We start from the raw sequence: 26184 nt of genomic DNA, 5'->3' as shown, positions 1-26184 counted from the left end.
TGTTTGAGAGATTCAATACCGCATGTTGACCATTCTTTTTGACGGCATCGCCTACGGCATGCTGCTGTTCATTCTGGCCGTGGGCTTGGCCGTGACCATGGGGCTGATGAACTTCATCAACCTGGCCCACGGCGCATTCGCCATGGTGGGCGGCTATGCCACGGTGCTGCTGATGCAGCGCGGCGGCGTGCCGTTTTTGCTGTGCCTGCCGCTGGCGTTTGCCATCTCGGCCGTGCTGGGCGCGGTGCTGGAGCGCACGCTGTACCGGCCGCTGTACCGCAAGCCGCACCTGGACCAGGTGCTGTTTTCCATCGGCCTGACCTTCATGGCCGTGGCCAGTGCCGATTACTTCATTGGCTCCAGTCCGCAAATCATTCAGTTGCCCGCGTGGCTCAAGGGCCGCACCGAGCTGGGCGAGGGCGCTTTCATGCTCGGCATGGGGCACTACCGTTTGTTCATCATCGCGGTATGCGCGGCGCTGACCGTGGCCTTGCAGTACGTGCTGGCCCGCACCCGGATTGGCACCCGCTTGCGCGCTTCGGTGGACGACCAGCGGGTGGCCGCAGGCCTGGGCATCAATGTGAACGTGGTGTTTTTGGGCACCTTTGCCGTGGGCTCCGGCCTAGCCGGGCTGGGCGGCGCACTGGGTGCCGAGGTGCTGGGCCTGGACCCGACCTTTCCGCTCAAGTTCATGGTGTACTTTTTGATTGTGGTGGCCGTGGGCGGCACCTCCAGCATCACTGGGCCCCTGCTGGCCGCCTTGCTGCTGGGCATTGCCGACGTGGCGGGCAAGTACTACATCCCCAAGCTGGGCGCCTTCATCGTCTACAGCCTGATGATTGCGATTCTGATCTGGCGGCCCCAGGGCTTGTTTGTGCGCCAGGGGGGCAAGTGATGACTACCCAAAACCTCTTGCTCAAAGCGGGCCGCTGGAAATCCTGGGAGTTCGCCCTGTGGCTGCTGGCCCTGGCCGCGCCCTGGGTACTGCCGCGGCATGCGCTGATCGTCAACGAGATCGCCATCGTGGCGCTGTTTGCCTTGTCGCTGGACTTGATTCTGGGCTACACCGGCATCGTCTCGCTGGGCCACGCGGCGTTTTTTGGCATGGGGGCCTACTCGGCCGCGCTGTTTGCCAAGCTGGTCATGCCCGACCCGCTGGTGGGCCTGGCGGTGGGCATCGCCACGGCCACGCTGCTGGGCGCTGCCTGCAGTGCCACGATTTTGCGCGGCACCGACCTGACACGGCTGATGGTGACCCTGGGCGTGGGCCTCATCCTGATGGAGCTGGCTAACAAACTGGACTGGCTGACCGGCGGTGCCGATGGCCTGCAAAGCGTGGTGCTGGGGCCAGTGCTGGGTCGGTTTGAGTTCGATCTGGCGGGGCAGACCTCGGCCTGCTATTCGCTGCTGGTGCTGCTGGTGCTGTTTGTGCTGGCGCGGCGGCTGGTGCACTCGCCGTTTGGGGCCACGCTCAAGGCTATCCGCGACAACCGGCTGCGGGCCATGGCCATCGGCATCCCGGTGCACCGCCGCTTGGTGGTGGTGTACACCCTGGCTGCTGGCATGGCGGGTGCGGCGGGGGCCTTGCTGGCGCAGACCTCGGGTTTTGCGTCGCTGGACCTTTTTGAGTTCCACCGCTCGGCCGACGTGATGCTGATTTTGGTGGTGGGCGGCGTGGGCTGGCTGTACGGCGGCGTGCTGGGCGCAATTGTGTTCAAGCTGATGCAAGATGCCTTGTCCAGCATCACGCCGCAGTACTGGACCTTCTGGATCGGCCTGTTCCTGGTGGTGCTGGTGCTGGTGGGCCGCGAGCGCCTGCTGCGCCCCTGGACCTGGCGCTTACCGCGCAAGCATGGGAGCACACCATGAGCGCCAAGACGGTACTTTCGGCCCAGGGCCTGGTGATGCAGTTTGGCGGCATCACCGCCACCAACAACGTCACGCTGGACCTGCACCAGGGTGCGCGCCACGCGCTGATTGGCCCCAACGGCGCGGGCAAGACCACGCTGATCAACCTGCTGACCGGCGTGCTGCAGCCCACCGCGGGCCGCATCGTGCTGGAGGGGCAGGACATCACCCAGCTGCCGCCGCACCAGCGCGTGCACCGTGGCCTGGTGCGCACCTTCCAGATCAACCAGTTGTTTGACTCGCTGACCCCGCTGGAAACCCTGGCCATGGTGGTGTCGCAGCATCGGGGCCTGGGCGGCTCCTGGTGGCAGGCCCTGGGGGCGCGCCGCGATGTGACCCAGCGCTGCGAAGAATTGCTGGAGCAGTTCCACCTGACCGCCGTGATGGCCCAGGAAACCCGGGTGCTGGCCTACGGCAAGCGCCGCCTGCTGGAAATCGCCATCGCCCTGGCCTGCGAACCCCGTGTGCTGCTGCTGGACGAACCGGTGGCCGGTGTGCCCGCAGGCGAACGCGAGGAGCTGCTGCACACCGTGGCCGCGCTGCCGCCCGAAGTGTCGATTTTGCTGATCGAGCACGACATGGACCTGGTGTTCAGCTTTGCCAATCGCATGACGGTGCTAGTCAACGGCACGGTGCTCACCGAGGGCGACCCGCAAACCATCGCCAACGACCCGCAGGTCAAGGCCGTCTATTTGGGACACAGCGAGGAAGTCCATGGCTGAACTCTTGAACATCGAAGGTTTGAGTGCCGGGTACGGCGAGGCCGTGGTGTTGCACGGCGTGTCGCTGGCCCTGCACGCGGGCCAGACCCTGGCCTTGCTGGGCCGCAACGGCACCGGCAAAACCACGCTGATCAACACCCTGGCCGGGGCCACGCGCCAACACGCGGGCAGCATGACGCTGGGCGGTGTGGCACTGCACCGCCTGCCCTCGCACGAGCGTGCCGCTGCGGGCATTGGCTGGGTGCCGCAAGAGCGCAACATCTTCAAATCGCTGACGGTGCACGAGAACCTGACTGCCGTGGCCCGGCCAGCCCGCGCCGGTCGCAGCGCCAGCCCCTGGACACCCGAGCGGGTCTACAGCCTGTTTCCCCGGCTGGCCGAGCGCAAGACCAACCTGGGCACCCAGCTTTCGGGCGGCGAGCAGCAAATGCTGGCCATGGGCCGGGCCCTGGTGCTCAACCCCACGCTGCTGCTGCTGGACGAGCCCTGTGAGGGGTTGGCACCCATCATCGTGCAGGAGCTGCTGCGCGCCATCCGCCGCATCACCCGCGAAGAAGGTTTGTCGGCCATTTTGGTGGAGCAGCACCCGCAGGCGATTCTGGCCATCTCCGACACCGCTGCCGTGCTGGACCGCGGCACTGTGGTCTACACCGGCACGGCGCGCAGCCTGCAGGAGCAGCCGGAGCTGCTGGACAAGCTGCTGGGCGTAGCGCGGTAGACTGGTTTTAAAATTTATAGAAAAAATGCCTCTAGTGTATGTTCTACATACGTTAGTAGCTATTAAATAAATAGCAAAACCGTTTCGCTCAAGTTCCCAGCAACTGTGGCTGCGGGTGCTGTTCCAGGTACCAGGCGCGCAGCCCGTCGTCCTCGAACGCGTAGTCGCCGCGTCCCGCGCGCCAGATCAGCTCCTTGTCGCGCAGCGCGTCCAGCGCGCCCTGGATGGCCGAGTTGTTCAGCGGCTTGCCCACCACCGCCTGGTAGGCGGACAGCGCGGCTTCGGCAAACGGGGTGTAGTCGGGCGACAGGCGGGCAATAGCGTCCAGCACGGCTTTTTGCGCGTCGGGCAGGGCGTTGTAGGTCGAGGCAAATTCCTGCCAGGCCCGGTGCTGTATCAGTTGGGCATTGCGCTCGATCAGCGCGTCCAGCGCTTGCGCACCGCCCCAGTCGGCCACGGCTTCGCCCACCACCCGTTTGAGCATTTCCGGCCTGCGGCCCACCAGGGTGAAGGCCCGCTCTAGCGTGTCGGCGCTGAAGGCTTTGCCGTCGGCAAACTGGGGTTTGAGCCATTCGGCATAGGCCTCCACGAAACCGCGGTCCAGCAGCGGAAAGCGCGTCACCCCGGCACCGTAAAACGGTTCGCTGCGGCGCAGCACCAGGTGGGTGAGCTTGTCGCGGTTCGATCCGGTCATCACCAGGTGCAGGCCGCGCACGGCCCGGCCCTGGTTGAGCCGGTCGCGGGCCGCCTTCAGCGCAAACATGGCCCGCGTGCCGGCCTCGGTGGACAGGGCGTGCTGGGCTTCGTCCACCAGCAAAACCAGGGGTTTGCCGCTTTTGGCGTGCAGCCGCTCCAACGCGTCGGACAGGGTGGCCCCGCCGGGCTGGCCGATCTTGCTCAGATCCAGGCTCAGCGCCCCCAGCACGTTGAGCTTGTCCAGGCCCACGCTTTTGGCGGCCTTGAGCACCGGGCCGTCCAGCTGGGCCAGGGTGTCGCGCACCACGGCGATGATCAGCTCCGCCGGATCGCGGCTGCGGTCGGACCACAAATCGACATACAGGGTTTGCCAGCCGCGCGCGCGCATTTCGGGAACCATGTCTTCGCGCAGGAAGGTGGATTTGCCGGTGCGCCGGGGTGCGGCCAGAAACAGGCCCGAGGTCGCGTCCAGAATGCCGCGGCCTTCCAGCGCATCACAGTAGCTGGCGGCCAGGGCGGTACGGCGGTAGGTAAAGATGTCAGCCATGGGGCTCCCAGGTTTTAGGGTCAAATTATTCGTGATGGGGTAATTTTATGCCTGTCAAAATAATAAAACCATAAAAGCCGTAACCGCCGGGTAGAGTTGGGGGTCACGATGGCGCATAAAATAGGCATTCTGTGCTTATGCAGCGAACGCGAGCAGCTACGTAAAATATAGCTGTTTTCCCCAGGTCTGCGCCAGTGCCTTGGAGGCCTCGGGTAAACTGACTTTTCTCTGTGCCGTCTGCGGGCGCACGTAAACCCACTTCCAGACCACGCCAAAAGCCCCACTTACCGGTGCGCCTCCAATCCATCAAGCTCGCGGGCTTCAAGTCCTTCGCCGAACCCACCACCTTCCACCTGCCCGGGCAGTTGGTCGGCGTGGTGGGGCCGAACGGCTGCGGCAAATCCAACATCATGGACGCGGTGCGCTGGGTGCTGGGCGAAAGCAAGGCCAGCGAGTTGCGCGGCGAGTCCATGCAGGACGTGATCTTCAACGGCACCACCACCCGCAAACCGGCCAGCCGCGCCAGTGTGGAGCTGGTGTTCGAGAACAACGACCACCGCGCAGGTGGCCAGTGGGGCCAGTTTGCCGAAATCGCCGTCAAGCGCGTGCTCACCCGCGACGGCACCAGCAGCTACTACATCAACAACCAGTCGGTGCGCCGCCGCGACGTGCAGGATGTGTTTTTGGGCACCGGCCTGGGCCCGCGCGCCTACGCCATCATTGGCCAGGGCACCATCAGCCGCATCATCGAGTCGCGCCCTGAAGAGCTGCGCCTGTTCCTCGAAGAAGCCGCCGGGGTCTCCAAATACAAAGAGCGCCGCCGCGAAACCGAAAACCGCCTTAGCGACACCCGCGAAAACCTGATCCGCGTGGAAGACATCCTGCGCGAGCTCAACGCGAACCTGGAGCGGCTGGAAAAGCAGGCCGAGGTGGCGCACAAGTACAACACCCTGCACGCCAGCGCCACGCTGAAGCAACACCAGCTCTGGTTCTTGAAGAAGGTCGATAGCGAATCCGACCAAAGCAAGGTCCAAGCCGATGCCGCCCAGGCGGTGAACGACCTGGAGTCGCGCATCGCCGACCTGCGCCATGTCGAAGCCGAGCTGGAAACCATCCGCCAGGCGCACTACGACGCGGGCGATGCCGTCAACCGCGCCCAGGGCAAGCTGTACGAGGCCAGCGCCGAAGTAGGGCGGCTGGAGGGCGAAATCCGCTTTGTGGTGGAAGGCCGCCAGCGCGTCGAGCTGCGCATGGCCACCCTGAAAGAGCAGATCCAGCAATGGGCCACGCGGCAAGAAGATGCCCAGTACGAATTGGAAAACTTGGAAGCCACCGGCATCGAAGCCGAGGAGAAAGCCGAGCTGCTGGCCGCCCAGGTGGAAGAGCAGGCCGGGCAAATCCCCGACCTGGAAGATGCCCTGCAAAGCGCCAGCCGCGCCGCCAACGAACAGCGCACGGGCGTGGTGCAGGTGCAGCAGCAGATCCAGGTGCTGGCAGCCGATCAGCGCAGCATCGAAGAGCAAAGCCGCCAGTTCGATCAGCGCCGTGAACGTCTGCTAGCCGACAAAAAAGCCCTGGCGGCCCCCGACGAAGCCCGCTTATCGCAACTACAAGCCCAGTTGGAGGAAGCCACCGAGGCCGCCAGCGTCGCCGATGCGCGACTGCACGACCTGCAAGAATTTCTGCCCCAACTCGACGAAGACCGCCGCGCCAAACAGGCCGCCGTCAACACCGAATCCGCCCGCCAGGCCGATGTGTCGGCCCGCATGGAAGCCCTCAAGGCCCTGCAAGAAAAAGTTAAAACCGATGGCAAGCTCAAGCCCTGGCTGACCCGCCACGGCCTGGACGGCTTGCAAGGCATCTGGACCCAGCTCCACATTGAGCAGGGCTGGGAAAACGCGTTGGAAGGCGCGCTGCGTGAGCGCATGGGCGCGCTGGCCGTGTCCCGGCTAGAGATGGTGCGGGCGTTTGCCGGGCTGGATGGCCGCGATGTGCCGCCCGCCAAGCTGGCCTTCTACAGCCCGCCGCCCGCTAGCCCCGCGCTCCCCTCGAACAGCCTGCCGCGCCTGGCGGATCTGCTGCGCCTTAACGATGCCGGTCTGGCCGCCTTGCTGGCCGACTGGCTGCACGGTTGCTACACCGCGCCCAGTTTTGAAGATGCCCTGCTCCAGCGCAGCCAGTTGCGGCCGGGCGAGGTGATTTACGTGCAAAGCGGCCACGCCGTGGGCCTGCACAGCGTGTCGTTCTACGCGCCTGATTCCGAGCAGGCCGGGCTGCTGGCGCGGGCGCAAGAGATTGAGAATTTAGAAAAACAACTGCGCGCCCAGACCCTCATCAATGAGGAAACCCGCTACGCCCTGGTGCGGGCCGAAGCCGCCTACAACGAGTCCTCCAGCCGCTTGGTCAGCGCCCGGCGCGAAGCCACCGAGGCGCAAACCCAGGCCCACGCCCTGCAGGTCGAAACCCTGAGACTGGGCCAGCTGGCCGAGCAGGCCCGGGTGCGCAGCCAGCAGCTGGAAGGCGATCTGGCCGAGGTCGAAGCCCAGCTGGACGAGCTGCAAGAGCGCCGCGTCAACGCGGAAGGCCGGTTTGAAGAACTCGACATGCAGCTCGCCGACAGCCAGGAGCGCCACGCCCAGCTGGACGAGCGCGTTATCGAAGTGCAGCGCAAGCTGGCCGAATGCCGCGAGCAGCAGCGCAGCCTGGAGCGGCAAGCGCAAGAAGCCACTTTCGCCCAGCGCAGCCTGGGCGCCCGCCGGGCAGAACTGACCCGTTCGCTGGACATGGCGCAGCAGCAAACCGTGGCCCTGATGGATGAGCAGCAGCGCGCGGTAGACGAGTTGGCCCGCCTGAACGACGCTGCCGCCCAGGGTGGCCTGCAAACCGCCTTGGCGCAGAAGCTGGAGCGCGAGGCCGAAATGGCCGCCCAGCGCAGCCAGTACGACGACCTGACCGCCCGCCTGCGCGCCAGCGACGAGGCCCGCATGCAGAACGAGCGCGCCCTGGACCCGCTGCGTCAGCGCATCACCGAATTCCAGCTGAAAGAGCAGGCCGCGCGCCTGGGTTCTGAGCAGTTCAGCCAGTTGTTGACGGAAGCCAACGCCGATCTGGAAGCCATCGCTACGTCCATAGTCCAGGGCAATGTACGCATCCCGGGCATGCAAAGCGAAATCGACCGCCTGAACCGCGAAATCACCGCGCTGGGTGCCGTGAATCTGGCCGCGCTGGACGAGCTGAACGTGGCCCGTGAGCGCAAGCAATTCCTGGATGCCCAGACCGCCGATCTGGTCGAAGCCATGACCACGCTGGAAGACGCCATCAAGAAGATCGACGGCGAAACCCGCGAGCTGTTGTCGGGCACCTTCAACGTCGTCAACGGCCACTTCGGCAAGATGTTCCCCGAGCTGTTTGGCGGCGGCAATGCGCGCCTGGTTATTACCGGGGACGAAATTCTGGACTCCGGTGTGCAGGTGATCGCCCAACCGCCGGGCAAAAAGAACCAGACTATCCACCTGCTGTCGGGCGGAGAAAAAGCCCTGACCGCCATCGCCCTGGTGTTCGCAATTTTCATGCTGAACCCGGCACCGTTTTGCCTGCTGGACGAAGTGGACGCGCCGCTGGACGACGCCAACACCGAACGCTATGCCAAACTGGTTGCCAGCATGAGCCGCGAAACCCAGTTTCTTTTCATCAGCCACAACAAGATCGCCATGGAAATGGCCCAGCAACTGATTGGTGTGACCATGCAGGAGCAGGGCGTTTCACGCATCGTGGCAGTCGATATGGAGTCGGCCTTATCCATGGCCGAAACAACATGACCACCACTCTACAACTCGGTTTGGCCATCGGCGGCGGGCTTGTGCTCGTCACCGTCGTGGCCTACAACACCTGGTCGGCACGTAAAAATGCCCCCAAGCAGCCCGACCCCGTACCCACCCCCGTAGAGCCCAGCGCGCCGGATGCGGAACGCCGCGACCCGGCCTTTGACGGCGAAGAACTGCCGCCGCTGCCCACGCCTGAGCGCAAGCCCGGCATGGACGCGCTGATCGACGTGCTGGCACCTATCGCGCTGGAGCACCCGGTGTCTGGCGATGCGGCCCTGGCGGCGATGCCACCGACCCGCCGCGTCGGCAGCAAACCCTTTGCCATCGAGGGTCTGAACGTGGCCAGCCAGCAGTGGGAAACCCCGGTGGCCGGCCAGCGCTACAGCCAGCTGCAGGCCGGTGTGCAACTGGCCAACCGCACCGGTGCGCTCAACGAGATCGAATATTCTGAATTCGTCATCAAAACCCAGGCCTACGCTGACACGGTGAGCGGCCTGCCCGAATTCCCCGAGATGCGCGAAGAAGTGGCCCGCGGCCGCGAGCTGGACCAGTTTGCCAACGACCACGATGCCCAGCTCGGCTTCACCCTGCGCGCCGTGCACGCCGCCTGGAGTCCCGGCTACGTGCAGCAGCACGCCGCCCGCCTGGGTTTCGTGCCGAGCCTGATTCCTGGCCGCATGCTGCTGCCCAGCAGCACGCCTGGTATGCCGCCCATCCTGGGACTGGCGTTCGACGCGCAAGCCGCCCTGGCCGAAGACCTAGACCAGTCGGCCTTGCGGGAAGTCACCCTGAGCTTGGATGTGCCGCAGGTAGACCGCGCCGAGCAACCCTTTGTGCGCCTGCGCGACACCGCCGCCGTTTTGGCCGAAGCCATGGACGGCAGCCTGACCGACGACCGCGGCTACCCGCTGCAGCGTGACGCGCTGGACGGCATCGGTGCCTCGCTGGAGCAGCTGTACGACACGCTGGACTCGCGGGAGTTGGCTGCGGGCTCGGTTTTGGCGCGAAGGTTGTTCAGTTGATTGTGATGGAAAATTCAGACCTTTTTAGCTCTCTAGCGCAGATTCCGCCTACGCCAGAAGCTATAGAAATAGAAGCGCTGCGCACCCAACTGAATGCCTGGGGCCACAGCTACTACGTGCTGGACGCGCCCACCGTGCCGGATGCCGAGTACGACCGCGTGTTCCGCACCCTGCAGGCGCTGGAAACCGCCCACCCCGCACTGCTGACGGCAGATTCGCCCACCCAGCGCGTGGGCGGCAAGCCGCTGCCAGAGTTCACCTCGGTGCGCCACGCTGTGCCCATGCTCAGCATCCGAACCGAGACCGACACCGAACCCAGCGGTGCGCAAAATTTCGACACCCGCATCCGCAAGGAGCTGGCGCTGACCGAGACCGACCCGCCCGTGGAATACGTGGCCGAGCCCAAGTTCGACGGCCTGGCCATGAGCCTGCGCTATGAAAATGGCGTGCTGGTGCAAGCCGCCACCCGGGGCGATGGCGAATACGGCGAAGACGTGACGCAAAACATCCGCACCATGCGGCAGATTCCGCTGCGTCTGATCGGCGATGCCCCGCCGGTGCTGGAAGTGCGCGGCGAGGTCTACATGCGCCTGGCCGACTTCGACGCGCTCAACGAGCGCCAGCGCGAAAAGGGCGACAAAACCTTCGTCAACCCGCGCAATGCCGCCGCCGGAGCTGTCCGCCAGCTCGACCCCGGCATCGCAGCCCAGCGCCCCTTGAGCTTCTTCGCCTACGGCCTGGGCGAGGTGACCGCGCCGGAGCAGGGCGGCCCGGTGTTCGAGACGCACTATGGGCTGCTGCAAACCTTAAAAAAATGGGGTTTTCCGGTCGCAGCGCAGGTGGCGATTGCACACGGCGCTACGGAATTGGTAGCGTACCACCAAAGAATCGGTGCCGCCCGCGACAGCCTGGCGTATGACATCGACGGCGTGGTCTACAAGCTCAATGCCCTGGCCCTGCAACGCCAGCTCGGCTTTGTGTCGCGTGAGCCGCGCTGGGCCGTGGCGCACAAATACCCGGCGCAAGAGCAACTCACCACCATCACCGCCATTGACGTGCAGGTGGGCCGCACCGGCAAGCTCACGCCCGTGGCGCGGCTGGCCCCGATCTTTGTGGGCGGTGTCACGGTAACTAACGCCACGCTGCACAACCTGTTCGAGCTGCGCCGCAAGCGCGTGCGGGTGGGCGACACCGCCATCGTGCGGCGGGCGGGCGATGTGATTCCCGAAGTGGTGGGCATCATCGGCAAGCCGCGCGCCCAGTACGTGCCCAACTTCCGCATGCCGCGTGCCTGCCCCATTTGCGGCAGTAAGGTAGTGCGCGAAAAAACCGAGATGAACCACCGATGCAGTGGCGGCCTGTTTTGCCCCGCGCAGCGCAAAGAGGCGATATTGCATTTCGCCCACCGCCGCGCCGTGGAGGTCGAAGGCCTGGGCGACAAGCTGGTGGAGCAGTTGGTGGACACGGGGGTGATCCGTACCTTGCCCGATCTGTACAAGCTCGGCTTTACCGCCTTGTCTGCGCTGGACCGCATGGCCGACAAGTCGGCGCAGAACATCCTGGACGCCCTGGAAAAGTCCAAGAACACCACCTTGCCGCGCTTTCTGTTCGGCTTGGGGATTCGCCACGTGGGCGAGGCCACCGCCAAGGCGCTGGCCCGGCATTTCGGCAAGCTCGACTCCGTGATGGATGCCACGCCCGAGCAACTGCTGGAAGTCGCCGATGTCGGCCCCATCGTCGCCCTGGCCATCCGCACCTTCTTCGACCAACCGCACAACCGCGAAGTGGTCGAGCAACTCCGCGCCTGTGGCATCCACTGGGAGGAGGGCGAACCCGCCCAGCAAACCCCCAAACCCCTGGCAGGCCAGACCTTCGTCCTCACCGGCACCTTCCCCACCCTGAGCCGCGACGAAGCCAAGGATTTGCTCGAAGCCGCCGGTGCCAAAGTGGCCGGTTCGGTGAGCAAGAAAACCAGCTACGTGGTCGCGGGCGTAGAGGCCGGCAGCAAGCTGGACAAGGCGCAGGCGCTGGGCATCACCGTGCTGGACGAGGCGGGGATGTTGGCATTGTTATCACCGGAAGCAGACACATGACCCTCCACACCATCCTCAAAATGGGCGACCCGCGCCTGCTGCGCACGGCCCAGCCGGTGACCGAATTCGACACCGACGAACTCCACCTGTTGATCTCCGACATGCTGGACACCATGCGCTCGGTCAACGGCGCGGGGCTGGCGGCGCCGCAGATCGGGGTGGATTTACAGCTGGTGGTGTTTGGCACGGCGGAGGTGAATCCGCGCTATCCGGACCGGCCCGTCGTGCCGCCCACGGTGCTGATCAACCCGGTGATCACGCCCCTGGGCGATGCGGAAGAGGACGATTGGGAGGGCTGCCTGTCGGTACCCGGCCTGCGGGGTCTGGTGCCGCGCTGGTCGCGCATCCGTTACACCGGTTTTGACCAATATGGTGACCTGATAGACCGCACGGTGGACGGCTTCCATGCCCGCGTGGTGCAGCACGAGTGCGACCACCTGATCGGCAGGCTGTACCCCACGCGCATGCGGGACCTGACGCAACTGGGTTACACCGAGGTGCTGTTCCCCGCGCTGGGCCTGGCGGATGACGATTGAGCATTTGAACCAGCACTAAGCGCACAAATAGCCGGGTTTGCACCCGCTTGCCCGAGCTTAAGTCCCTGGCCCGCGGGGCTACCATCGCGCGATGAAAGCAATTTTTCCTGCGCTTGCGGCCACCCTGGCCTTGCTGGGCTGCGCCAAGATGGATGCCCACATGCAGGGCTGGATGGCCAGCAGCGTGCCGGCCTACGCCGTGGTCAACGGCGTACTACTGGAAGGCCGGGCCACCATTTTCAACGACCGCTCCGGCGGCACCTTGAAGCTCACGGCCAGCCAGCCAGCCCTGACCTGCGTGGGTGACCTGCGCTACACCGCTACGGCAGCAGGCCGCCTCAGTCTGCATTGCGATGGCGGCGTGCAATTGCGTATGGCGTTTACCGCCACAGAGGCGATGCGTGGCTTTGGATCGGGTGCCACCGAGCAGGGCCCGGCCGCATTCACCTGGGGCATGGGGTCAGCGGATGCCTCGGCCTACCTGCCATTGCCTGCGGGGCAGCGCTTTGCGGAACCGGTGGTCCAGCCCGTCTTGCTACAGACGGCTCTACCCGCACCGATGGCCGCGACCTCCGCCCCGGCGGCGCAGTAGCTGGGCGGCGTTCAGCGAAGCGCCGGGAACATCTTGAAATAGGTGTTTTCCAGCTGCACCAGATTCTGCTGTTGGAGGGCGGTGTCAAAGGTATTGCGCATCAGCAAACCGGTGGCGGTGCGCCTAAAGCACACATGCAGGCTCAGCTGCGCAATCGGCCGGGTATTGAGCACCATGGTCCCGGAGCCACCTGCATGCTGCAAGGTGTACCTGAACACGTTTTTATCCACCACGATGCCGCGGAGCTTGCCCGTGCGCAGCTTCTGGATATTCACGGCATCGCTGGCCCCGGTTTCCACCGCCTGGCGTCTGTCCTGGATGGCCTGGTCCAAGACCTCGCCGTTGAGGTAGCCATCGACAACCCCCAGCCGGTAGGGTGCCAGGTCGGTGATGGCGGTCCAGTAAATGGGCGCGGTCCGCAGGGTGGCCAGCCCCAGAACGCTGTTGCCGATGGATTGCGACAGGTAGCAGGCCAGCGCCCGTTCCTTGCTGTAGTACTCGGGAAAATAGCCATCAAAAAAGGGGTCTTGCTTGCCCTTGCGAACCGTGGTGCCCCATTCGAACGACGTGGTCAGCAGGCGGTAACCGGCTGCCTTGGCTACCACCGAGGTGATGTAGCCCGACAAGCCGCCATGGGGCAGTAGCTGGCCGTTGTAGGGCGGCCACTCCAGGGTGGCCAGGCGGATCAATCCGGCATCGGTTGCGGCCTGGCAGTGCACGGTGGTGCACATCCCCAGGGCCAGGGAGAATACAAAGCGCTTCACGGATATCCTTATAGGTGAGCGGCTTTATTGGCCACCGGGTATTTTGCATACAAAATTCTTTATATTTTTTTATGCGCTCAATTTAATCCGAATTTTTATTGGGTACGCCTTAGGCTATTTGCTATAAAATAAGTAGCTATAAGTGCAGGCAGAAATTACGCAAGAACCTCTTTTTAACCCTAACTCTCCATGCCCCACCCTCTTGTACAAGTCCATCCGGAAACCCATGGCATCGTGCTTGACTTGGCCTACGCCACCGCCAACAACGTTGCAGGCCGCCCGATTTACGACCGTGCCCACTGCCTGTTGCACCGCGATGCCGAGGCTTGCCTGCGCAAGGCCGTGCTGCTGGCGGCGAAGTCGGGGTTGCGGCTAAAGATTTTTGATGCTTTCCGCCCCCATGAGGCGCAGGTACTGCTGTGGGAAACCGCCCCAGACCAGGCCTATGTGGCCGACCCCGCCATCGGCTCCAACCACACGCGCGGCACGGCGGTGGACTTGACCCTGGTCGACGCGCAGGGCGCCGAGCTGGACATGGGCACGGGTTTTGACGATATGACCGACGCATCGCACCATTTCAGTGAACAGGTGTCGGCCCCAGCGCAGGCCAACCGCCTGCTGCTGCTGCAGGTAATGGAGGATGCCGGTTTTGAACACTTGCCCCACGAATGGTGGCACTACGCGCTGCCCGGCCACTATGGCCTGATCGACAGCGCTGTGCTGGGCGATCTGAGCCCGATGCGTCCAGCTGTATAGGTGGGTAGGGCGCAGCAGAGACGAAGCGGGCATCGGCTGGAAAAGTCATAAGCGCATACCGCACCTGCCTAGACAGGAGGGTTAGCATGGATCTTGCAATGTGAACCGCTTGGTATGCTGTTTCTGCTTTGTCTATTTAACTCTAAGGATTTCCTGATGCGTTTTTCGACACCTGTATTTTCGCGCCGCGCGATGGCGGCGGCGGTGGCTTCTACCCTGGTCCTGGGCTACGGCATGGCACCCGCCCTGGCCGCCACGCCGAAGGACACGCTGGTGGTGGCATTTGCGTTTGACGATATCATCACCATGGACCCGGCCGAGGCTTTTGAGATTTCGGCCGGCGAGGTGATGGGTAATACCTATGACCGCTTGCTGCGTCTGGACCTGAGCGACCCGACCAAGCTGCTGGGGGACATTGCCAAGAGCTGGACAGTGTCGGCCGATGGAAAAACCTACAACTTTGAGCTCAAACCGGGTTTGAAATTTGCGTCGGGTAATCCGCTGACGGCAGAAGACGTGGCCTTCAGCCTGCAGCGTGCGGTGCTTCTGGACAAAGGCCCGGCCTTCATCCTGACCCAGTTTGGTTTCAGCAAAGACAACGTCAAAGAAAAAATCAAGCAGACCGGACCGCTGAGCCTGACCCTGGAGACGGACAAAGCCTACGCGCCATCCTTTTTCTTCAACTGTTTAACCGCCAACGTAGCAGCGGTGGTTGACAAGAAGCTATTGTTGTCCAAAGTGGTGGCGGGCGATCTGGGCTATGCCTGGCTCAAAACCAACTACGCGGGCTCCGGCCCCATGAAATTGCGCGAATGGCGGGCCAATGAAGTGGTGGCCCTGGAGCGCAACGAAAACTACTACGGCGATAAGCCGCCAATGGCCCGTGTCATCTACCGCCACGTCAAGGAATCTGCCACCCAGCGCCTGCTGCTGGAAAAAGGCGATGCCGACATTGCGCGCAACCTCTCGCCCCAAGATCTGGCTGCTTTGGCGGGCAACAAAGATATCAAGATGGTGTCCGCCCCCAAGGGCACGGTCTACTACATCAGCCTGAACCAAAAGAACCCCAACCTGGCCAAGCCCGAGGTGCGCGAAGCCCTGAAATGGCTGGTGGACTACGCCGCCATTGGCGACACGCTGATCAAAAATATCGGCATCATCGACCAAAACTTCATGGCGCAAGGCCTGTTGGGTGCCAGTAATACCAGCCCCTACAAGCTGGACGTAGACAAGGCCAAAGCGCTGCTGGTCAAGGCCGGTTTGCCCAATGGCTTCAAGGTCACCATCGACATGCGCACGGTGCAGCCGGTGCAGGGCATTACCGAGGCCTTCCAGCAAACCGCCAAGCGTGCGGGCATTGATATCGAGATCATTCCTGGCGACGGCAAACAGGTGCTGACCAAGTACCGCGCCCGCACCCACGACATGTACATTGGCCAATGGGGCGCCGACTACTGGGATCCCAACACCAACGCCACTTTTGTGCAAAACACCGACAACAGCGACGATGCCAAAGCCAAACCTTTGGCCTGGCGCAACGCCTGGATGGTGCCCGAGCTGAACAAAATGGCCGATGCCGCCGTACTGGAGCGCGACACCGGCAAGCGTAAAAAAATGTACGAAGAGATGCAAGCCGAGTTCCGCAAAACCAGCCCCTTCATCATGCTCTACCAGCAGACCGAGGTTGCCGCAGTGCGCAGCAATGTGGACGGCGTAAAGATCGGTCCTACATCGGATACCGACTACATGTTCAAGATCAGCAAGCGCTGACCGGCACTGCCGTTTGAGCACGTCCAGCCAGATGTCTACGGGGGGCCGCAAGTCCGCCCGTGGGCGGCGCGCCCTCCATACTGCGGCCAGCTTCCTGGGGGTCATTGTCCTGACCTACCTGGGCCTGCTGGCCGTTACTTTCTTCATTGGCCGGGTCATGCCGATCGACCCGGTGCTAGCCATCGTGGGCGACCGGGCTTCGGGCGAACTGGTGGCCAGGGTGCGCGAAGAAATGGGCTTCAACAAGCCGCTGTGGGAGCAGTTTTATATCTACGTCAGCAAGGTGTTGCACGGAGACTTTGGCACTTCGGTGTTGAGCGCGCACCCGGTGATGGACGACATCCGCCGCGCCTTTCCCGCTACGCTGGAGCTGGCCACGCTGGGCATCATCATTGGCGTGGGTTTGGGCGTGCCACTGGGCGTGTGGGCTGCCGTGCGCCGGGGTGGTGTGGTGGACCAGGCTGTTCGGGTGATGGGCCTGGTAGGTTATTCAGTGCCGATTTTTTGGCTCGGGCTGATGGGGCTGGTGCTGTTTTACGCCAAGCTGGGCTGGGTAGGCGGGCCGGGCAGGGTGGACGTGACGTACGAGTACACCCTGGTCAATGTTTCGGGCCTGCTGCTGCTGGACGCGGCCATGGCCGGGCAGTGGGATGCGTTTGGCAATGTGCTGTCGCACCTGATCCTGCCCGGGTCTCTGCTGGGCTATTTTTCACTGGCCTACATCAGCCGCATGACGCGCTCTTTCATGCTCAATGAACTGGCGCAGGAATACATCGTGGCCGCCCGCGCCAAGGGCCTGAGCGAGTCACGCATCATTTGGCGGCATGCGCTGCGCAACGCCATGGTGCCACTGGTCACTGTGATCAGCCTGTCGTATGCCGGCCTGTTGGAGGGCTCGGTGCTGACTGAGACCGTGTTCGCTTGGCCGGGCCTTGGCCTGTACATCACCAATTCGCTGCAAAACGCCGACATGAACGCGGTGCTGGGCGGCACCATCGTGGTGGGCTCGATCTTCATTGGCCTGAACCTGCTGTCGGACCTGCTCTACAAAACCCTAGACCCCCGTACCCGAACACGATGAGCACCCTAAGTTTGCACGACTGGCTGATGAGCGACCGGCCCGCCTCGCGCCGCCAGGCCGCCTGGGGCCGGGCCTATGGCGCGTGGTGCATCTTTCTGCGCAACCGGCTGGCGGTGCTGGGCCTGGGCATCGTGCTGGCGCTGGTGCTGGTGGCCCTGCTGGCCCCGTGGATCGCGCCGTATTCACCCACCGTGGGCGATTTGCGCACCACCCGCCTGCTGCCGCCCTCGCACCTGTTCTGGCTGGGCACGGACGACCAGGGGCGGGACATTTTGTCGCGCCTCATCCATGGCTCGCGCATCACCTTGATGGTCGTCGTGCTGGTGGCTGTGCTGGCCGCGCCCATCGGGCTGCTGGTGGGCACGGTGGCGGGTTATGCGGGTGGCATGGTGGATGCGGCGCTGATGCGCATCACCGATATTTTTCTGGCCTTTCCCCGGCTGATTCTGGCGCTGGCTTTTGTGGCCGCCCTGGGCCCGGGTATTGAAAACGCGGTCATCGCCATCGCCATCACGGCCTGGCCGCCGTATGCGCGCATGGCCCGGGCCGAGACGCTGACCATCCGCCAGACCGATTACATTGCCGCCGTGCAGCTTATCGGCGCGTCGCCCTGGCGCATCGTGCTGCACCACATCATGCCGCTGTGCCTGTCGTCGGTGATCGTGCGGGTTACGCTGGACATGGCTGGCATTATCTTGACGGCCGCCGGGCTGGGCTTTCTGGGCCTAGGCGCGCAGCCGCCCACGCCCGAATGGGGCGCGATGATCGCCAATGGCCGCCAGTACGTGCTCGACCAGTGGTGGGTGGCGGCGGCACCGGGGGCGGCAATCTTTCTGGTCAGCCTGGCCTTCAATCTGGTCGGCGATGGCTTGCGTGACGCGCTCGACCCCAAGGGAATCAAATGACAGAACCCCTGTTGGTGGTCGATGACCTGCGGGTCGCCTTTCCCAACCGCGATGGTGGCTGGGTCGAGGTGGTGCGGGGCGTGTCGTTCACGCTGGGCAAGGAGCGCCTGGGCATCGTGGGCGAATCGGGTTCGGGCAAGTCGCAGACGGGCCGCGCGATTCTGGGCCTCACGGCCCCCGAAGGCCGGGTTACCGCTAAACGCCTGGCATTCAAAGGCACGGATTTGCTGCACTGCAGTGCCCAAGAGCGCCGTACCTTGCGTGGTGGTCGCATTGCTATGGTGCTGCAAGACCCCAAGTTTTCGCTGAATCCGGTGATGCGCATCGGCGACCAGATCGTCGAGACGCTGCAGGCGCACAGCAAGGTATCCAACGCCCAGGCCAAAAAGCAGGCCCTGGCGGCGCTGGAGCAGGTGCAGATCGACGACCCGGCCCGCGTGTACAAGCTCTATCCGCACGAGGTGTCGGGCGGCATGGGCCAGCGCGCCATGATCGCCATGATGCTGATTGCCAACCCCGATTTGCTGATTGCCGACGAGCCCACCTCGGCCCTGGACGTGACCGTGCAGCTCCAGGTGCTGGCGATTCTGGACGCGCTGGTGGTGCAGCGCGGCATGGGCCTGATTTTTGTGTCGCACGACCTGCGCCTGGTCTCCACCTTTTGCGACCGCATTCTGGTGATGTACGCCGGGCGGGTGGTCGAGGAACTGCCTGCGGGCGGGCTGGCGCAGGCCAAGCACCCCTACACCCTGGGCCTGCTGAACTGCCTGCCGCAATTGGGCGATGACCGGCATCCGCTGCCCACGCTGGACCGCCAGCCGGAGTGGGCACTATGAGCGCGTCTGTGGGCTTGGAGGTCAAAAACCTGCGCGTCAGCTTCGACAGCTTTGTGGCCGTGGCCGACACCGCGTTCACCGTGCGGGCGGGCGAGAGCTTTGGCATTGTGGGCGAATCGGGTTCGGGCAAATCCACTGTGCTGCGGGCCATCTGCGGGTTGGCGAAACGCGAAACCGGCACCGTGCAACTGCTGGGGCCAGCTCCCCAGCCCTTGCCAGGCAGCAAACCGTTCCGCCGCTTGGTACAAATGGTGTTCCAGGACCCCTACGGCTCGCTGCACCCGCGCCACACAGTAGACCGCCTGCTGGCCGAGCCGCTGGCCATCCATGGGATGGGCGACGAGCAGGCGCGGATTGAGCGCGCGCTGGACGAGGTGGGCCTGGGGCAGGGCTTTCGTTTCCGCTACCCGCACCAGCTCTCGGGCGGGCAGCGCCAGCGCATCGCCATCGCGCGTGCCCTCATTCTGGAGCCGCAGATTCTGCTGTTGGACGAGCCCACCTCGGCCCTGGATGCGTCGGTGCAGGCCGAGGTATTGAACCTGCTGGAAACCCTGCGCGCCCGCCGCGGCCTGACCTTCATCATGGTCAGCCACGACCTGGCCGTGGTCACGCACCTATGCCAACGCCTGATGGTGATGCAGCGTGACCAGACGGTGGAGATGCTGGCCTCCGCCGACCTGGCCGCCAGCCGTGTCGCCCAGCCTTACACCCGCCAATTGATGGAAGCCGCTGTGGGCTTCCGTAGAAAAGAAGTCTCACCATGATCCATTGGGAATCCCACGCCTGCCTGCCGCTGCACCCGCAGGCCAGTTTTGCACCGATAGCCCGGCTGCACGCCGCCGGGGTGGACTACGTGTCGATTAACGTCGGCATGGACATGAACCCGGTGCCGCAGGTGATGGCCGTGATTGCCGGGTTTCGCACCACCATTGCCGCCTACCCGGAGCGCTACCGGCTGGTCTATAGCGTGGCCGACATTGCGCTGGCTAAAGCAGGTGGCCAGATCGCCATTGGGTTTGACCTGGAAGGTGCGATCCCGCTGCTGGAGCAGCCCGAGATGGTGGCGCTGTACGCGGCATTGGGCGTGCGCCAGATCCACTTTGCCTACAACCGCAACAACAGCGTGGCCGACGGCTGCCACGACACCGAGCGCGGCCTGACCCCGCTAGGCGTGCGCATGGTGCAAGCGGTGAACGCGGCAGGCATGCTGATGGACTGCTCGCACACCGGGCGCGCATGCAGCCTGGACATCATGGCCGCCTCCAGCGCCCCGGTGATCTTCAGCCACGCCAATCCGCTGGCGCTGGTGGAGCATGGCCGCAACATTACCGATGCGCAAATCCGCGCCTGCGCCGCCACCGGCGGGGTGGTGTGCGTGTCGGGGGTGTCGTTCTTTTTGGGGAACGATGCCCCTACCGCTGCCGATGTAGCCCGCCACGCGGCTTATGTGGCCGAGCTGGTGGGTGTGCAGCATGTGGGCATTGGGCTGGACATCAGCTTTGCGCAGCCGGAACTCAACGACGACCCGCCCGGCGGTTACGACCCCAGCTACTGGTGGCCCAAATCCGCAGGCTACGACCGGGCCATCAGCCGCGCCCGCTACACCCCGGTGGAGACTTGGCAGGTGCTGGGCCAGGCTTTGCAGGATGTAGGGATGACCGCCGACGATGCTGCGTTGGCCATGGGCGGCAACATGCTGCGGGTGGCGCAGCAGGTATGGAGTTAGTTTTTAGATAAAAACAGCCTCTAGCGTATGTCCTATCTACGTGAGTAGCTATTATTTAAATAGCAATCAGCGTACCAGCAGCGCGTTCACCGCCTGCAGATCATCCGGCTTCAAACTGCCGCTGGCTTGGCGCAGCTTCAGCCCACCCAGCAGCACGTTGTAGCGGGCCTGGGCCAGGTCACGCTTGGTCTGGAACAACTGGCTTTGTGAATTCAGCACGTCGATATTGATGCGCACGCCGACCTGGTAGCCCAGCTTGTTGGCATCCAGCGCGATCTGGCTGGAGGCTTCGGCTGCTTCCAGGGCGCTGACCTGGCCCACGCCCGACAGCACGCCGTAGAAGGCGGCACGGGTGGCCTGGGTAACGGCGCGGCGGGCGGCATCCAGGTCGGCCTGTGCTTTGTCTTCCAGCGACAGCGTTTCGCGGATGCGGTTCTGGATGGAGAAGCCTGCAAACAGCGGGATGTTCAGGCTCAGGCCAACGCTGGCACCGTTGTTGCGCGAATTGTTGGGCAGGCTGGTGGTGCCGTTGGGGTAGCGGTTGACGTTGTAGCCCGCGGTCAGGTCCAGCGTGGGCAGGTTGCCGGCCTTGGCTTTTTGGGTTTCCAGCCGGGCCACATCCAGGGCCACCACGGCTTGCACGACGTTGGGTTGCAGGCTTTCGGCTTGCTGCACCCAGGTGCTGATGTCGGCTGCTTGGACGGACGGCAACACCACCGGCAAGGCCAGTGGGGTCGGTTGGGCGTTGACCTTGCTGACCAGGGTGTCCAGCGCCAGTTTTTTTACCAGCAGGTCGTTTTCGGCGGCAATTTCCTGGGCCCGTACCAGGTCGAACTGGGCCTGGGCTTCGCGGGTGTCGGTGATGGTGGCGGTACCGACTTCAAAGTTGCGCTTGGCCGAAGCCAGTTGCTCGGCCACGGCGGTTTTTTGGGCCCGCACAAAAGCCAGGCTGTCGCCCGCGCCCAGTACGTCGAAATAGGACTGGGCCACGCGCACCACCAGGTCTTGCTCGGCGGCGGCAAGCTGGGCCTGGGCTACATCAACCAGCTTCAGACCTTGCTGGTAGCTGATACGGTTGGCCGGGCGGTACAGGGGCTGGGAGGCGCTGAGGGTAGCGGTCTGGGTGGTGTAGTGGCTGTCCAGGCTGGGATTGCTGCCATCCACCATGCTGCGGGTGAGTCCGGCGGAGGCACCAACGGTGGGCAGGATGTAGGCCTTGGCTTGATCGGCCTTGGCCAGATTCGCGTCATATTGCGCTTTGGCCGACTGGTAGGTTGAGTCGGTGGCCCGTGCCGCATCAAACAGCTCTACCAGGCTTTGCGCATGGGCAGCGCCGGTGAAAGCGGCCGCAAAAGCCAAAGCCAAAGCGGGGGAGGCAAGCGGGAAGCGGTGCATGGTCATCCTTGTCATTTCACGGGCGGTCAGTCGCGGTTCAGGAACGGTGTGTGGCGGTTCAAATTCGGTTCAGTACCGGGGCACGCTGGCATCGCGTTGCAGCGACCAGGCATCGATGCCACCGGCGATGTTGACCACATTCTCAAAACCGTTTTGCACCAGAAACTGCGCCACGCGCTGGCTGCGGGCACCGTGGTGGCACAGACAGGCAATCGGCTGGTGCGGGTCTAGCTCGGCCAGGCGGGCGGGGATGTCGCCCATGGAGAGCTGGACCAGGGTAAAGCCCTCGGGCTGCACGCTGGCGGCCTGCCATTCACCGGGTTCGCGCACATCCAGCACCACGGGGGCGGTCTGGCTTTGCAGCCACTGGGGCAGATCGGTCGGGGTGATTTGGGAAATCATGGATGAGACATGGAATAAATCTGGATTAGAACGAGAACTTGGAAGGCTCGGCGAAGTGCACCAGGCGCGGAGCCACGGTGTCCCAGGGATTGGTGGTGGCGTAGGTGGTTTCGCCGGTGCGGGTGACGAAGTTGGCGCACATCATGGGCTCTTGGCCGACCACCGCAAACAGGCGGCCACCGACCTTGAGCTGGGCCTTGATGGCTTCAGGCACTGCCGCCACCGAGCCGCTGAGCACGATGACATCAAATGGGCCGTCGGCCGCAGCACCCAGGGCACCGTCCGCCTGGCGGACTTCGACGTTGCGCACACCAGCATTGCGCAGGTTGTTGCGCGCCAGGGTGGCCAGTTCGGGCAATATTTCGAGCGACAGCACGCTGTGCGCGCTGGCGGCCAGCAGTGCGGCCATGTAGCCGGAGCCGGTGCCGATTTCCAGCACCTTTTCATGTTTCTGGATCTTCAGGTCTTGCAGGGCGCGGGCTTCCACCTTGGGCGACAGCATGCACTGGCCACCGGGCAGCGGGGCTTCCATGTCCACAAAGGCAAAGGCCTGGCTCGCGGCAGGCAAAAACTTCTCGCGTTTGACGGTGTTCAGCAGCGCCAGCACCGCCGGCTCCAGCACATCCCAGGGGCGGATTTGCTGTTCGATCATGTTGAAGCGGGTCTGTTCAAGCTGGGCGGTGGTGGTCATGGTGGGTCTTTGGGTTCAAGTGCGAGGTTAACGTTAGATTTTAGGGGGGGAAAGTGGCATGACCGGGCGTTTAGGTGTCCATTTACCTTGCAACCATGTTGCGAGGTCATCCATATAGCAATACACCACCGGCACCACCACCAGCGTCAGCAGCGACGAGGTGATGACACCGCCAATCACCGCCTGGCCCATGGGGGCGCGCTGCTCGGAGCCTTCGCTGAGCGCAAAGGCCAGCGGCACCATGCCAAAAATCATCGCCAGCGTGGTCATCAGGATGGGTCGCAGGCGCACCTTGGCAGCCAGCAGCAAGGCTGCGGAGCGCTCCATGCCGTCGTCTCTTGCGCGGATGGCGAAGTCCACCAGCAAAATGGCGTTCTTGGTCACCAGGCCCATCAGCATCACCACGCCAATCACCGAGAACATCGACAGCGTGGACTGGAACAGCAGCAGCGCCAGCACCACACCGATCAGCGTCAGGGGCAGGGCGGTCATCAGGGCCAGCGGCTGCAAAAAGCTTTTGAACTGGCTGGCCAGAATCATGTAGATGAACAATACCGCCAGCACCAGGGCCGAGATGGCGTAGCCAAAGGCCTCGGCCATGTTCTTGGTGGAGCCGCTGAACTGGTAGCGGTAGCCCGGCGGAAAAGCCATGCCGTCCAGCACAGCGCGGATGTCGTTGGACACCTCGCCCGCCGAGCGCAGGTAGACGTTGGCGTTAACGGCCACTTCGCGCGCCATATCGCGGCGGTTGATCTGGTTCGGGCCGGTGGCATCGGTGATGCGGGCGACCTGGTTCAGGCGCACCACGCGCGGGCTGCCGTCGGCGTTGGTGGCGGTGATGAAGGGCAGGCGCTGCAGGTCTTCGGCCACGTTGCGGGCGCTGGGGGCCAGGCGCACGTTGACATCGTAAGTCTGGTCGTCGGGTGCGCGCCAGTTGCCTACGGTTTCCCCGGCAATCAGGGTGCGCAGCTGGCTGCCAATGCTGGCCACGCCCAGGCCCAGGTCGCTGGCGGCCTCGGCGCGCACTTCCACGTGGACGGTGGGCTTGTCGGGTTTGACGCTGGAGTCCAGATCAACCAGGCCGGGGAGGTGGCGTATCTTGGCGCTGACCTGGCGCGACAGGCGTTCCAGCTCCTGCAAATCGGGCCCTTGTAGCGAGAACTCGACCTGCTTGTTGCCGCCCACCGAGTCCAGCAGGCCCACGTGGGTGACGGTGATGCCCGGCACGGTGCGCAGGCGCTCGCGCAGGATGTTGGCCATGTCGTCCACGCTGCGGCTGCGGGCCTTTCGGTCCACCAGCCGGATATACAGCGAGGCGTACATCTTGCCTGCGGCATTGCCGGTGTTGATGGTGGCCAAGGTGTAGCGTACCTCGGGAAATTCGCGCACGATGGCCTCGACCTGCCGGGCCTTGGCCTCGGTTACCTCCAGCGATGAGCCCACCGGGGTGTAGAAATTCAGCGTAGTTTCCGAAAAGTCGGCTTTGGGTACAAATTCGGTGCCCAACAGCGGCACCATGAACAGGCTGGTGACAAAGATGGCCAGGGCGCAGGCCAGCGTGGTGGGCTTGTGCGCCAGCGCCCAGCGCAAGATGTTTTGGTAGCCATCGGCCAGCCGGTCGGTAGCGCGCTCGAACCACTGTGTCACGCGGCCGATGGTCTTGTCGTAAAAGCCCACCGGCGCATGGTGTTGGCCGTGCGTTTCGATGGCCGGGTCGTGCCAGATGCTGGACAGCATCGGGTCCAGCGTGAAGCTGACAAACATCGAAATCAGCACCGCGGCCACGATGGTGATGCCAAATTCATGGAAGAACTTGCCGATGATGCCGCCCATGAAGCCAATCGGCAAAAACACCGCCACGATAGAGAACGTGGTGGCCAGCACCGCCAGGCCGATCTCTTGCGTGCCCTCCAGCGCCGCCTGGTAGGGTGTTTTGCCCATTTGTACGTGGCGCACGATGTTCTCGCGCACCACGATGGCATCGTCGATCAGCAGGCCCACGCACAGACTCAGCGCCATCAGCGTGATCATGTTGATGGTGAAGCCAAAGATGTTCATGAACAAAAAAGTGCCAATCAGCGCAATCGGCAGCGTCAGCCCGGTGATCACGGTGGAGCGCCAGGAGTTGAGGAACAAAAACACGATCAGGATGGTCAGCGCCGCCCCCTCAAACAGCGATTCGCGCACGTTGTCTACCGCCACGCGGATGGGCCGGGCCGCGTCGGTGATGCGTTCCAGCCGCAGGCCGGGCGGTAGCTGGGGGGTGAGCTCAGTAATCGCCTTGTTCAGTCCATCGACAACCTCGATGGTGTTTTCGTCTTGCGACTTTTGCACGCTCAGCAGCAGGGTGCGCTGGCCGTTGTAGAGCGCCAGGGAGTCGATCTCTTGTGCCCCGTCCACCACGCTGGCCACCTGGTCCACGCGGATGGAGCCGTTTTTGCGGGCTACGATGATTTGGCCAAAGTCCTCGGGGCGCTGCATGCGTGCGTCGATCTGCACCACCCGCTCTTGCGCCAGGCTGCGGATGGCCCCCAGCGGCAGGTTCTGGTTTTCGCTCTTCACCGCGTTGACCACCTGGTCGGCCGTCACGCCCAGGGCTTCCATGGCGCGGGGTTGCAGGTAGATGTTGACCTGGCGCTGGGTACCGCCCACCAGCGTGACCGAGCCCGCGCCACGCACGTTTTGCAGACGCTTCTTCAATACCTGGTCGGCCCAGTTGGTGAGCTCGATAGCGCTCAAGGCCTTGCCTTTGCTGGCATCGGGTATCACCGCCAAAGACCAGACGGCGCGGCTGCTCGGGTCAAAGCGCAGCACCCGAGGTTCCTTCACCTCGTCGCGCAACAGCGGGCGCACGGCGGCCACTTTTTCGCGCACATCTTCGGCAGCCTTGCGGCCATCCACGTAGAGCTGGAACTCGATGATGACGACCGCCTGGCCCTCGTAGCTGCGCGAGGTGAGGGCGCTGATACCGGCAATGGCGTTCACGCCTTCCTCGAGCTTTTTGGTGACTTCGCTTTCCACAATGTCGGGCGAGGCACCGGGGTAGTCCGCTGTGACTACCACCACCGGAAAGTCGATGTTGGGAAACTGGTCCACCTGCAGACGCTGGTACGAGAACGCGCCCAGCACCACCAGGGCCAGCATCACCATGGTGGCAAAAACCGGGTTTTTCAGGCTGACCTGGGTGAACCACATGGCGG

22 protein-coding genes are annotated in these 26184 nt (G+C 63.8%); 16 read left to right on the top strand and 6 right to left on the bottom strand.

Features of this window, described 5'->3' with window-relative positions; translation table 11 throughout:
- Positions 1–22 precede the first annotated feature (22 nt).
- Genes Q0T48_RS07995 through Q0T48_RS07980 form a run of 4 tightly spaced genes read left to right on the top strand, consistent with a single transcriptional unit; the run spans position 23 to position 3348 of the window.
- Positions 23–895, top strand: coding sequence for a branched-chain amino acid ABC transporter permease (locus tag Q0T48_RS07995; protein WP_295954816.1), 873 nt, complete (start codon positions 23–25; stop codon positions 893–895).
- On the top strand, positions 895–1869 hold the full coding sequence (locus Q0T48_RS07990; RefSeq protein WP_295954815.1) for a branched-chain amino acid ABC transporter permease: 975 nt from the start codon (positions 895–897) through the stop codon (positions 1867–1869). Before Q0T48_RS07995 ends, Q0T48_RS07990 begins: the two co-directional genes overlap by 1 nt.
- The gene (locus tag Q0T48_RS07985; RefSeq protein ID WP_295954812.1) at positions 1866–2630 is read left to right on the top strand and encodes an ABC transporter ATP-binding protein; all 765 of its coding nucleotides are present in this window, start codon (positions 1866–1868) and stop codon (positions 2628–2630) included. The genes Q0T48_RS07990 and Q0T48_RS07985 overlap by 4 nt, the downstream gene beginning before the upstream one ends.
- The gene (locus Q0T48_RS07980; RefSeq protein WP_295954808.1) at positions 2623–3348 is read left to right on the top strand and encodes an ABC transporter ATP-binding protein; all 726 of its coding nucleotides are present in this window, start codon (positions 2623–2625) and stop codon (positions 3346–3348) included. Before Q0T48_RS07985 ends, Q0T48_RS07980 begins: the two co-directional genes overlap by 8 nt.
- A gap of 88 nt (positions 3349–3436) precedes the next feature.
- Here the strand turns inward: Q0T48_RS07980 and Q0T48_RS07975 are convergent, their stop codons facing one another.
- Positions 3437–4591 (bottom strand): hypothetical protein, encoded by a 1155-nt coding sequence (locus Q0T48_RS07975; protein WP_295954805.1) that lies wholly within the window; start codon positions 4589–4591, stop codon positions 3437–3439.
- Positions 4592–4881: 290 nt separating this feature from the next.
- On the opposite strand from Q0T48_RS07975, the gene smc reads away from it, so the two are divergent.
- From smc to Q0T48_RS07950, 5 genes are all read left to right on the top strand, one after another.
- Positions 4882–8409 carry a chromosome segregation protein SMC gene (gene smc / locus Q0T48_RS07970; protein ID WP_295954803.1) on the top strand — a complete coding sequence of 1176 codons (3528 nt, stop codon included), beginning with the start codon at positions 4882–4884 and terminating at the stop codon, positions 8407–8409.
- Complete coding sequence (locus Q0T48_RS07965) at positions 8406–9437, top strand: cell division protein ZipA C-terminal FtsZ-binding domain-containing protein (RefSeq protein ID WP_295954800.1); 1032 nt, start codon at positions 8406–8408, stop codon at positions 9435–9437. The genes smc and Q0T48_RS07965 overlap by 4 nt, the downstream gene beginning before the upstream one ends.
- Positions 9438–9442: 5 nt before the next feature.
- Entirely contained in the window at positions 9443–11530 is a 2088-nt protein-coding gene (ligA, locus tag Q0T48_RS07960; protein ID WP_295954797.1) for an NAD-dependent DNA ligase LigA, read from the top strand.
- The gene (gene def / locus Q0T48_RS07955; protein WP_295954795.1) at positions 11527–12066 is read left to right on the top strand and encodes a peptide deformylase; all 540 of its coding nucleotides are present in this window, start codon (positions 11527–11529) and stop codon (positions 12064–12066) included. Before ligA ends, def begins: the two co-directional genes overlap by 4 nt.
- Before the next feature lie 91 nt (positions 12067–12157).
- Positions 12158–12658 (top strand): hypothetical protein, encoded by a 501-nt coding sequence (locus tag Q0T48_RS07950; protein WP_295954792.1) that lies wholly within the window; start codon positions 12158–12160, stop codon positions 12656–12658.
- 11 nt (positions 12659–12669) lie between these two features.
- On the opposite strand, the gene Q0T48_RS07945 is transcribed toward Q0T48_RS07950, so the two are convergent.
- Entirely contained in the window at positions 12670–13422 is a 753-nt protein-coding gene (locus Q0T48_RS07945) for a transporter substrate-binding domain-containing protein (RefSeq protein ID WP_295954790.1), read from the bottom strand.
- Positions 13423–13611: 189 nt separating this feature from the next.
- Between Q0T48_RS07945 and ddpX the strand changes: the two genes are divergently transcribed.
- From ddpX to Q0T48_RS07910, 7 genes are all read left to right on the top strand, one after another.
- Positions 13612–14178: a D-alanyl-D-alanine dipeptidase gene (ddpX, locus tag Q0T48_RS07940; RefSeq protein WP_295954788.1), complete on the top strand. Its 567-nt coding sequence runs from the start codon at positions 13612–13614 to the stop codon at positions 14176–14178.
- 156 nt (positions 14179–14334) lie between these two features.
- Positions 14335–15948 carry an ABC transporter substrate-binding protein gene (locus Q0T48_RS07935; RefSeq protein ID WP_295954784.1) on the top strand — a complete coding sequence of 538 codons (1614 nt, stop codon included), beginning with the start codon at positions 14335–14337 and terminating at the stop codon, positions 15946–15948.
- A 31-nt stretch (positions 15949–15979) separates the two neighbouring features.
- Positions 15980–17029: an ABC transporter permease gene (locus Q0T48_RS07930; RefSeq protein ID WP_295955208.1), complete on the top strand. Its 1050-nt coding sequence runs from the start codon at positions 15980–15982 to the stop codon at positions 17027–17029.
- On the top strand, positions 17026–17934 hold the full coding sequence (locus Q0T48_RS07925) for an ABC transporter permease (protein ID WP_295954783.1): 909 nt from the start codon (positions 17026–17028) through the stop codon (positions 17932–17934). Before Q0T48_RS07930 ends, Q0T48_RS07925 begins: the two co-directional genes overlap by 4 nt.
- Positions 17931–18770: an ABC transporter ATP-binding protein gene (locus Q0T48_RS07920; protein WP_295954780.1), complete on the top strand. Its 840-nt coding sequence runs from the start codon at positions 17931–17933 to the stop codon at positions 18768–18770. Before Q0T48_RS07925 ends, Q0T48_RS07920 begins: the two co-directional genes overlap by 4 nt.
- Positions 18767–19534: an ABC transporter ATP-binding protein gene (locus tag Q0T48_RS07915; protein WP_295954777.1), complete on the top strand. Its 768-nt coding sequence runs from the start codon at positions 18767–18769 to the stop codon at positions 19532–19534. Before Q0T48_RS07920 ends, Q0T48_RS07915 begins: the two co-directional genes overlap by 4 nt.
- Positions 19531–20496, top strand: a complete 966-nt coding sequence (locus Q0T48_RS07910; RefSeq protein WP_295954773.1) for a membrane dipeptidase — start codon at positions 19531–19533, stop codon at positions 20494–20496. Before Q0T48_RS07915 ends, Q0T48_RS07910 begins: the two co-directional genes overlap by 4 nt.
- Before the next feature lie 66 nt (positions 20497–20562).
- Here Q0T48_RS07910 and Q0T48_RS07905 read toward each other — a convergent pair whose 3' ends face one another.
- From Q0T48_RS07905 to Q0T48_RS07890, 4 genes are all read right to left on the bottom strand, one after another.
- On the bottom strand, positions 20563–21897 hold the full coding sequence (locus Q0T48_RS07905) for a TolC family outer membrane protein (RefSeq protein WP_295955205.1): 1335 nt from the start codon (positions 21895–21897) through the stop codon (positions 20563–20565).
- 63 nt (positions 21898–21960) lie between these two features.
- Positions 21961–22293, bottom strand: a complete 333-nt coding sequence (locus Q0T48_RS07900) for a rhodanese-like domain-containing protein (protein WP_295954771.1) — start codon at positions 22291–22293, stop codon at positions 21961–21963.
- Positions 22294–22318: 25 nt separating this feature from the next.
- Positions 22319–22984: a protein-L-isoaspartate O-methyltransferase gene (locus Q0T48_RS07895; protein ID WP_295954768.1), complete on the bottom strand. Its 666-nt coding sequence runs from the start codon at positions 22982–22984 to the stop codon at positions 22319–22321.
- Between the two features lie 33 nt (positions 22985–23017).
- Positions 23018–26179 (bottom strand): efflux RND transporter permease subunit, encoded by a 3162-nt coding sequence (locus tag Q0T48_RS07890; RefSeq protein WP_295954765.1) that lies wholly within the window; start codon positions 26177–26179, stop codon positions 23018–23020.
- Positions 26180–26184 lie beyond the last annotated feature (5 nt).

Origin of the sequence: Rhodoferax sp. (assembly GCF_025354435.1) — a bacterium.
Taxonomy (GTDB): Bacteria; Pseudomonadota; Gammaproteobacteria; order Burkholderiales; family Burkholderiaceae_C; genus Rhodoferax_B.
Note: the sequence above shows the minus strand (reverse complement) of the source record. Positions and strands in the feature narration are given on the sequence as shown.

Excerpts from the sequence above, each read along its gene's own strand:
- Q0T48_RS07995 (WP_295954816.1), top strand. The coding sequence starts at position 23 with ATGTTGACCATTCTTTTTGACGGCATCGCCTACGGCATGCTGCTGTTC.
- Q0T48_RS07990 (WP_295954815.1), top strand. The coding sequence starts at position 895 with ATGACTACCCAAAACCTCTTGCTCAAAGCGGGCCGCTGGAAATCCTGG.
- Q0T48_RS07985 (WP_295954812.1), top strand. The coding sequence starts at position 1,866 with ATGAGCGCCAAGACGGTACTTTCGGCCCAGGGCCTGGTGATGCAGTTT.
- Q0T48_RS07980 (WP_295954808.1), top strand. The coding sequence starts at position 2,623 with ATGGCTGAACTCTTGAACATCGAAGGTTTGAGTGCCGGGTACGGCGAG.
- Q0T48_RS07975 (WP_295954805.1), bottom strand. The coding sequence starts at position 4,591 with ATGGCTGACATCTTTACCTACCGCCGTACCGCCCTGGCCGCCAGCTAC.
- Q0T48_RS07965 (WP_295954800.1), top strand. The coding sequence starts at position 8,406 with ATGACCACCACTCTACAACTCGGTTTGGCCATCGGCGGCGGGCTTGTG.
- ligA (WP_295954797.1), top strand. The coding sequence starts at position 9,443 with ATGGAAAATTCAGACCTTTTTAGCTCTCTAGCGCAGATTCCGCCTACG.
- def (WP_295954795.1), top strand. The coding sequence starts at position 11,527 with ATGACCCTCCACACCATCCTCAAAATGGGCGACCCGCGCCTGCTGCGC.
- Q0T48_RS07950 (WP_295954792.1), top strand. The coding sequence starts at position 12,158 with ATGAAAGCAATTTTTCCTGCGCTTGCGGCCACCCTGGCCTTGCTGGGC.
- ddpX (WP_295954788.1), top strand. The coding sequence starts at position 13,612 with ATGCCCCACCCTCTTGTACAAGTCCATCCGGAAACCCATGGCATCGTG.
- Q0T48_RS07935 (WP_295954784.1), top strand. The coding sequence starts at position 14,335 with ATGCGTTTTTCGACACCTGTATTTTCGCGCCGCGCGATGGCGGCGGCG.
- Q0T48_RS07930 (WP_295955208.1), top strand. The coding sequence starts at position 15,980 with ATGTCTACGGGGGGCCGCAAGTCCGCCCGTGGGCGGCGCGCCCTCCAT.
- Q0T48_RS07925 (WP_295954783.1), top strand. The coding sequence starts at position 17,026 with ATGAGCACCCTAAGTTTGCACGACTGGCTGATGAGCGACCGGCCCGCC.
- Q0T48_RS07920 (WP_295954780.1), top strand. The coding sequence starts at position 17,931 with ATGACAGAACCCCTGTTGGTGGTCGATGACCTGCGGGTCGCCTTTCCC.
- Q0T48_RS07915 (WP_295954777.1), top strand. The coding sequence starts at position 18,767 with ATGAGCGCGTCTGTGGGCTTGGAGGTCAAAAACCTGCGCGTCAGCTTC.
- Q0T48_RS07910 (WP_295954773.1), top strand. The coding sequence starts at position 19,531 with ATGATCCATTGGGAATCCCACGCCTGCCTGCCGCTGCACCCGCAGGCC.
- Q0T48_RS07905 (WP_295955205.1), bottom strand. The coding sequence starts at position 21,897 with ATGACCATGCACCGCTTCCCGCTTGCCTCCCCCGCTTTGGCTTTGGCT.
- Q0T48_RS07900 (WP_295954771.1), bottom strand. The coding sequence starts at position 22,293 with ATGATTTCCCAAATCACCCCGACCGATCTGCCCCAGTGGCTGCAAAGC.
- Q0T48_RS07895 (WP_295954768.1), bottom strand. The coding sequence starts at position 22,984 with ATGACCACCACCGCCCAGCTTGAACAGACCCGCTTCAACATGATCGAA.
- Q0T48_RS07890 (WP_295954765.1), bottom strand. The coding sequence starts at position 26,179 with ATGTGGTTCACCCAGGTCAGCCTGAAAAACCCGGTTTTTGCCACCATG.